The sequence below is a fragment of the Rhodococcus sp. NPDC057014 genome, from assembly GCF_042673295.1.
GTDB lineage: Bacteria > Actinomycetota > Actinomycetes > Mycobacteriales > Mycobacteriaceae > Rhodococcus_F.
This window is the reverse complement of sequence record NZ_JBHUSF010000086.1, coordinates 22,461-30,225: the sequence shown is the minus strand read 5'-3', so window position 1 is coordinate 30,225 and position 7,765 is coordinate 22,461. Positions and strand designations below refer to the sequence as shown.

Genomic DNA, 7,765 nt, shown 5'->3' with positions numbered 1-7,765 from the left:
GGAACGGGGAAATGCTGACCGCCACGGTGGTGACGGCGACCGTGTGGGCGATGAGCAGCCACCACCCGGTCTGCCAGGCGAGCCACGGCTTGCCGGTGATCCGGCCGGTGATCTGGTAGACGCCGCCGGCCAGCGGGTAGGCGGACACCAGCTGCGCCACGGCCAGGCCCACGGTGAACACCTGCAGGCCGCCGCCCACGAGGAAGGACCAGAACGAGGCGGGGCCGAAGAATCCGAATCCCACGATGAGGGTGGTGAAGATGCCGGAGGCGATCGCGATCGAGGTGAATTGCACTCCGAACGCGGAGAAGAGTCCGAGTGTGCGGTTGAGCTCCTGCTTGTACCCGAGCTTTTCCAGGTACGCGGCGTCGGAGTCCGTGGGCGTCCCGGTGGGCGCGGACTCGAAGTCGGGTCCGGGCGCGGGGGGCTGGGTGGTCATGGTCGGCTCTTCGGGTTTTGTGGCCATGCTGACCTCACTGGTCGGTGTCGAGAAAGCCTCGGCAGTGCGGCGAGGCTGGGGTCGGGGGTAGCCGCACAAGGGGAAGTCTATCCGCTCTTTGAGCAACTGTCGACAATCTACCATAGATCCGTGTGACCTCAATCACTGATTGTTTCGGCCGGGGTACGGCCCGCTCAGGGCGACGACAGACCCCGGTCCCCGCAGGTCAGATCGACCAGGGACCGGGCGGTGTCGTATCCGCGGCCGCTCAGGCGGGAGGCCAGCACCAGAAAGACCTGCGCGGTGGTGACGGCGTCACCGAGTGCGTGGTGCGGATCGACGACGGGTAGTCCCAGCGCGGTGGCGAGCCATTCGAGACCCGCGTCGCCGCACCGAGCCGCGGGCACGGTGCCGCAGGCGCGGGCCAGGGCCGCGGTGTCGATCAGCGGCGTCCGAAATCGGAGGCCGGCGTCCCGGAACGCGCGGGTGAGGAAGGCATGCTCGACCCACGCCGAGTGTGCGACGACCACCCGGTCGGTCATCAGCGCGGCCAGAGTGCGCGCCGCGGCATCCGGCGGTGAGGCGTCCGCGACGTCCGCCGGGCGCAGGGTGTGGACGGCGATCGCCTCCGGGGACATCGCCGACCGCGGGCGGACCAGGTCGTAGACACTCTCGGCGGTGATCACCCGGCCGTCTCGGATGACGACGGCGCCGTAGGAGACGATGGTGTCCCTCTTCAGGTCCAGCCCGGTGGTCTCGAGGTCGACGACGAGATATTCGACCTGTCGCCACGGTTTTCGCAGAGGGTCCTCGCGTTTTCGTCTCCAGCGCGCTGTCATGGCAGTCGCGCCACCCACTCGCTTTCGAGCCGATTCTGCACCTCCGCGACGGCGCGGAACGCCTCCCGCAGGTAACGACGGGTGAGGGAGTCGAGCTGATTCGGCGCCACCCAGGTGGTCGCCGCGGTGGAGGTCTTGATCGCGTCGATCTCCCGGCCGAGGATCAGCCCGTAGATGTACTCGAAGGCCTGCACGAGGACCTCGGTCTCGTCCGGTGTCAGCAGGTTCGACGCGCCGCCACGCCGCAACCGGGTGATCGTCGAGCCGCGGTCGTCGCCGGTGACCACGGCGATCCACCGCCCCAGCGAGGCGATCGGGACCAGTCCGCGGGCCTTGAGGTCGAGGTGGCCCCGATTGGCACCGGAATGCTCGACGACGAAGTTGCGGACGAAACCCACCGGCGGGCGGCTCGAGACGGTGTAGCGCAGCAGCGCCGAGAGGTACTCGCGACTCCGGGTGGTGGCCAGCATCGCATCCGACACCGAGCGGCCCAGCGACAGCCCGGTCACCGGGCGGCTGTCCGCGATCATCGACGACAGCAGCAGTGCGTTGTGTTGGGTGGGATTGCGGATCCACGACGTGGCGGTGGAGACGGCGTCGGCGCGGGAGCGGGCGAACTCCGGGTTGGTGGCATTGGCGCCGTCGACGCACCGCTCCAGCCCGCACCGCTCCATGTTGTCGAGGACGCGCCCGGCCCAGCGCTGCAGTTTCCGCGCCGGATTGCGTTCTCCGGGTAGGTCTTCCCAGACCAGGCTGGTGTCGACGTCCGAGCGGGGGAGCGGCTCCCGGCGTGCCACCGAGCCCAGCAGCAACCAGGACGTCCGGTGTGGCACGCAGTCGTCACCGATGTCGGTGAGTTCGACCAGCCGCTGCAACAGGGCGTCGACGACCGCCGAGAGGAGTCCGGCGATGTGCATCGGTGCCACGCCCGTGTCGTACAGCTCCACCCACGTGCCGGGCAGCAATGCGGCCGCGGCGGCGAGTTCGTCGACGGTGTGGGCGTCGTCCACGGCGCGGCGGATGACGAGTGGATTGCGGACCTCGGCGGAGGCGAGGTCGACCACGCGCAGCACACCCACCGGCCGGTCGGCGCCGCCCCGGACCACCAGGTGGTGCAGTCCGCACTCGATCATGCGCAGGAAGGCGTCACCGACCAGGGCATCGGCACCGATGGATTCGGCAGGGAAGGAGGCGACGGTGGTCACGGGGGCGTGCGGATCGAACGAGGCCGTCGCGAGGGCGCGCCGGAAGTCGCTGTCGGTGACGATCCCGATCTCCCCACCACGGTCGAGCAGGGCGTAGGACTGGGCGGCGTCGGTGATCACCGCCGCCGCCTCGGACACGGTGGCCCCGACCGGGCACCACACGGCCGGTCGCATCTGATGGCGGGCGGCGCGCAGTGCCTGATCGACCAGGCCGGACCGGGTGAGGCGTTCCCGGGTGACGAGCGTGTTGTAGTGCTGGAATTGCAGACGTTCGGGGTGAGCGAGGATCGGTCTCGGGTCCGGGAACCGGTAGCAGAGGCTGTCCTCGGCGGCCCGCACGTCCAGGGGCGGCGGCAGCCCGGACAGGACCGAGATCTGCCCGAACGTCTCCCCGGACCCGAGCAGGTCGATCACCCGTCCTCGGTCGACGACCTCGACCTCCCCGGTGCGCACCACGTAGAAGTGCGACAACGGGGATTCGCCGGCCTCGATGATGCGGGTCCCGGCCGGGAAGAACTCGACCTCGACCAGGCGTGCCAGGGCGTCGAGGTCGGTGGAGTCGAGTTCGTCGTACGGCGGCTGACCGCCCAGGAAGTCGACGTACTCACGCATGCGTGGCGGAAGCGGCCTCGCGCACGGTGTCGACGGCGTCCAGGGCCGATGCGGGACCGTGCACGTGACGATCGATCTCCCGGGTGATCGCGTCCATGTCGCCGGTGTCGATGATCGCCAGGAGCCGCTCGTGCTCGGCGACCACGTCGTGCAGGTCGGCGAAGGACTGGTGATCGGCGGACAGGAACAGCTGCAACTGCGATTCCCAGCTGCGCCACAGGTCGAGCAGCAGCCCGTGCTCGGAGAGCTCGTAGAACACCCGGTGAAAGCTCATGTGGGCGTCGATGGTTCGGGTCATGTCGCCGTCGTCGGCGCCGCGGGTCATGTCCTGCAACGCGCGGATGACCTTCGTGCGGCCACCGGCCGCCAGCCGCGGCATCGCCAGCTCGATCGCATACGGCTCCAGGCGCTTGCGCAGACTGGCGATCTCCGCCATGCCCTGCGCGCTGACCTCGGCGACGAAGGCGCCCTTGTAGGCGATCTTCACCACGAGACCTTCGTCGGCGAGGATGCCCAGGGCTTCGCGGAGAGGTGCCCGGCTCACACCCAGATCGGCCGCGATGTGTGCCTCCCGCAACTGGCTGCCGGGGGCGAGGGTGCCGTCGAGGATGGCGGTGCGCAGCACGCCCGCGACGGTGCCGGGCGTGGTGCGCTGCTGGATTCGTCCGAGGGAAATCTCCCCCTCGTCGCGGCCCACTGTCGACCCCGGACGATTCGGTGACAGAGTCATCCCGTTGTCCTTTCTTGCTTCGGCCTCGTGGTTGCTCACTCGACGAGGTGGTATCAGTCCTACTCGGGTTGCAGGTGTCTTGTCGACAGTAGATCAGCTGGTGACCCCCCTGGGGGCCTCACTCCCCGGTGGCGGAGACGTAGATGGATCCGCGTTCGATCACCGGGTCGAGTATGCCGGTCGACAACTCGTTGGCGGCGTCCTCGAACCCGGCCGCGTCCCGGTGCTGTCCGGGGTACCCGATCAGCGCCTTGACCTGCGGGGTCATGAAGTAGGCGCCGGCCACGATCGCGGAGAGCGGGTCGAACGTGACCTTGTCTTCGGCCCACATGCGCTTCAACCGGGCGTGGAGTTCGTCGCCGTGGAGGTCCGCGACATCGTTGATCGCCGTGACGACCGCGTCGAAGACGTCGGCGCGGGCGGCCAGCGCCAGATCGAGATACCGCAGATAGTCCTGCGCCTTGCTGGCGGCGGGATTCTCTCCGGACTCGGGGATGAGGCTGTCCGCGATCCGCAACAGGATGGTCAACTCGTCCTCGGACAGCTGCCGGGGCGGGCGGAGCGTGCGGACCGGCACGGACAGACGCCGCGGCGCCGAGGTCTTCAGTTCGATGGGTGTGGTGCTCATGCCTGGGCCCTTCCTGCGGTGACGTCGTCGACGACCTTGCGGCCCACCCGCAGTGCCAGAGCGCTGATGGTGCACGTCGGATTGGCCGAGCCCGAGGTGACGAAGATGCTGCCGTCGGCGATGTAGAGGTTGTCGACGTCGTGGCTGCGGCCGAAGGAATCGACGACCGAGGTGGCCGGGTCGTCGCCCATCCGGGCGGTGCCGAGCAGATGTCCGGGCTGATCGACCCACAGTTCCTGGGTGATGATCTGCTTGGCGCCTGCCGCCTTGTGCAATTCCACCATCCGCTCGACGGTGTACTGCAGGATCTTCCGGGTGTTCTCGCTGACCCGGTACTCGACCTTCGGTGCGGGCAGCCCGTCCGAATCGAACTCCTCCGTGGAGAGCGTGACCCGGTTGTGTTCCTCGGGCAGATCCTCCACGTTGGCCGCCCACAGGATGCCGTTCGACGATGCGCGGGCCACGTCGTGGACGGCCGGTCCCCACAGCTCGTCGAAGTCGAGCTGGCGGTGCGTCTCGATGGTATTCAGCGGTCCCGGGGTCGGCAGCGCGTGCAACTTCGCACCACGGACGAAACCGCGGGAGGTGTCGGTGTCGTAGAACTGCATCGAGTGGATCAGCTGTCCGGCCGGGCCACGCCAGCTCTCGAGGTTCTCCTCGTAGTAGCCGACCGCGGTGCAGTTCGGGTGCAGCATCAGGTTCTTGCCGACCAGCCCGGAGGAGTTGGCGAGCCCGTCCGGGTTGCGCTCGTCCGCCGACAGCAGCAACAGTCGGGGTGTGCCGATTCCGTTGGCGCACAGGACGACCGATTTCGCCGGTTGGAAGTGGGCGGTGCCGTCGCGGTCGATCCACTCGGCGCCGGTTGCCCGCCCGGTGTCGTCGGTTCGGATCCTGCGCACGCGCGCCCCGGTCTGCACCCGTGCACCGGCCTGCTGCGCCTGCGGCATGTAGATCAGATCGAACGAGGCCTTCGCGCCTTGCGGGCAACCCCATTCGCAGACGCCCCAGCGGCCGCACTGCTCGAGGGTCTTGTTCTTCTGGCTCGGGATCGCGTTGGTGCCGGGCCACCAGTGCCAGCCCAGCTTGTTCGCCGCCTCGGCGGCCTTCATTCCCGGCTTGCCCAGTGGATGCGGCGGCAGCGGGTACTCGAGTCCGTCCGGATAGGCGGTGTCACCGTCGACGCCGGACACGCCGATGAACGCGTCGACCTCGTCGTGATACGGCTTGAGGTCGTCGTAGGCGATCGGCCAGTCGTCGGCGACGCCGTCGAGGGTCTTGACCCGGAAGTCCGAGGGCAGCAGTCGCGGCCACTCGGCGCCGTAGTAGATGGAACTGCCACCGACGGCGTTGAACATCACCGGCCACATGTCGGAGTCGCGGATGTCCACCGGATAATCGGAGGGCAGTGCGCGCACGTTCGGGTCGTGCGCCCAGTCGTGCTGGATCAGCAATTCCCATTCCGGGTGGTTGGCGGGGAAATCGCTGGGGTTGACCCAGTCGCCCTGTTCGAGGCACAGGACGTTCAGGCCGGCAGTCGCGGCCGTATGGGTGACCACCGCGCCGGACGGACCCGCGCCGATCACGAGCACATCGACGGAATCGTGCTCGGTGACATCGTGGCTGGTGGAAGTCATCGGAGTCGACCTCATTTCGTCTAATTGTCGACATTTTGTCATAGTGGCGTGCGTCACGTCCGCTGTCAAATGGACGTGCGGTGGAGGCCCGAGGCTCCCGGGCCTTCACCGCACGTCAGGTGTGATCAGGCGCCGGCGAGGACGCCGCCGTCGACCACGAACGCCGTGCCGGTGATGGCCGTGGAGTGATCCGAGAGCAGGAACGCGACCGAGTGGGCGATCTCGATGGGGAGGATGGCGCGTCCGATCGGCTGGAAGTCGGGGAGCCCGGCCTCGAGCTCGTCACGGCCACCGAGGGCGGTGTAATGCGGGACGTTCAGCGGGGTGTCGACGAAGCCCGGGCACAGGGTGTTGGCCCGAATGCCCTGCGCGCCGAAGTCGAGGGCGACCGCCTTGGTCAGCGTCAGCACCGCACCCTTGCTCGCGGTGTAGGTGGTCAGCAATTTCTCCGCGCCGATCGAGTTGATCGAGCCGAAATTGACGATCGATCCGCCGCCGGCCTTCAGCAGCTCTGGGATGGCGTACTTCGTCCCGAGGAACACTCCCTTGACGTTCACGTCGAACGTCTTCTGGAAGTCCTCGACGCTGGAGTCGAGGATTGTCCCGGGCTTGAGGACGCCGGCGTTGTTGACGATGCCGTCGAGCTTCCCGAAGGTCTGCACGGTGAAATCGATAACGCTCTTGACCTGCTCTTCGTCGGTCACGTCCACGACTTTGCCGATCAGGCGGTCGTCGTCCACCTTCAGCTGCGGCAAGCTCGCCTCGGAGTGGACGGTGGCGACCACCTGGGCGCCCTCATCGTGCAGATGCAGCGCGGTGGCCAGGCCGATCCCGCCTCCGGCGCCGGTGATGATTACTGTCTTGCCTTCGAGCAGCTGGCCCATAGTTCGCTCCTTCAGGGTGGTTTTCGCGGAAACGGGTCGTGCCGCGCAAGGTATTGATTCTTTGTCGACAATCGACCGACGTGTTTAGTGTGCGTGCTGCGGGCGGCCGGGTCAAGCCTCGATTTGCCGGGCCGAACACCTCTTGACGGATGCCGCCGCCCGGCTTACGTTTCTAGTCGATTGTCGACTAGAGCACATTCGATGTTCACCTGCCGAGGCCGATCGGTCGTTCCGACCGCGGATCTGCGGCGTTTCCACACGAGGAGAGGACACATCCATGGCACCGAAGGTCCGGTTGTTGCACGAGCGCTTGGCGGCGGTGGTGAGCCAGCTACGCCACGGCGAGATGGTCTACATCGCCGATGCCGGCAGCGGCACGTCGGCGGCCAGTCTGGTGCCGCTGTCGCCGCAGGTCGAGACGATCGATCTGGGCATCGCGCCCGGGCTGCCCTCGGTCGGTGACCTGCTCTCCGTGCTGTGCGAGGCCGGAGATTTCGAGGCGGCCATCGTCACCGAGGACATGATCCGGGCCAACCCGGAGGGCCGGAAATTCGTCTCCGAACTGGTGGGGGAGGAGAACGTGCACGAACTGCGCTATCTGCCCGAGTTCTACCAACTACGCGACCGGGTCAAGGTTTTCGTCCAGACCGGAGACTACTCGGTACACGCGAACACCATCCTCGTCGCCGGCTACCCCAGCCCCCCGATCCCGTTGAAGTGGCTGACGTCGCCGACCTGGTTCCAGGACCTGTCCGACGGGCAGGCCCCCGACTCGACCGCACCGGAGGCGTGAC

General features: G+C 67.7%; 8 protein-coding genes. 1 reads left to right on the top strand and 7 read right to left on the bottom strand.

The window, feature by feature from the left end:
* The 7 genes from ACFTZB_RS18820 to ACFTZB_RS18790 all read right to left on the bottom strand — a co-directional run.
* The coding region (locus ACFTZB_RS18820; protein WP_378433477.1) for an amino acid permease at window positions 1-439 on the bottom strand (439 nt) is incomplete at its 3' end.
* A gap of 194 nt (window positions 440-633) precedes the next feature.
* Window positions 634-1,278 (bottom strand): PolC-type DNA polymerase III, encoded by a 645-nt coding sequence (locus ACFTZB_RS18815; RefSeq protein WP_378433476.1) that lies wholly within the window; start codon window positions 1,276-1,278, stop codon window positions 634-636.
* Window positions 1,275-3,095, bottom strand: a complete 1,821-nt coding sequence (locus tag ACFTZB_RS18810; RefSeq protein WP_378433475.1) for a putative nucleotidyltransferase substrate binding domain-containing protein — start codon at window positions 3,093-3,095, stop codon at window positions 1,275-1,277. Before ACFTZB_RS18810 ends, ACFTZB_RS18815 begins: the two co-directional genes overlap by 4 nt.
* Complete coding sequence (locus ACFTZB_RS18805) at window positions 3,088-3,825, bottom strand: GntR family transcriptional regulator (RefSeq protein WP_378433474.1); 738 nt, start codon at window positions 3,823-3,825, stop codon at window positions 3,088-3,090. The genes ACFTZB_RS18810 and ACFTZB_RS18805 overlap by 8 nt, the downstream gene beginning before the upstream one ends.
* Before the next feature lie 118 nt (window positions 3,826-3,943).
* Complete coding sequence (locus ACFTZB_RS18800; RefSeq protein ID WP_378433473.1) at window positions 3,944-4,453, bottom strand: hypothetical protein; 510 nt, start codon at window positions 4,451-4,453, stop codon at window positions 3,944-3,946.
* Window positions 4,450-6,087 (bottom strand): GMC family oxidoreductase, encoded by a 1,638-nt coding sequence (locus ACFTZB_RS18795; RefSeq protein WP_378433472.1) that lies wholly within the window; start codon window positions 6,085-6,087, stop codon window positions 4,450-4,452. The genes ACFTZB_RS18800 and ACFTZB_RS18795 overlap by 4 nt, the downstream gene beginning before the upstream one ends.
* Window positions 6,088-6,212: 125 nt before the next feature.
* Complete coding sequence (locus ACFTZB_RS18790) at window positions 6,213-6,971, bottom strand: SDR family NAD(P)-dependent oxidoreductase (protein WP_378433471.1); 759 nt, start codon at window positions 6,969-6,971, stop codon at window positions 6,213-6,215.
* A gap of 277 nt (window positions 6,972-7,248) precedes the next feature.
* Between ACFTZB_RS18790 and ACFTZB_RS18785 the strand changes: the two genes are divergently transcribed.
* On the top strand, window positions 7,249-7,764 hold the full coding sequence (locus ACFTZB_RS18785) for an RbsD/FucU domain-containing protein (RefSeq protein ID WP_378433470.1): 516 nt from the start codon (window positions 7,249-7,251) through the stop codon (window positions 7,762-7,764).
* Window position 7,765 lies beyond the last annotated feature (1 nt).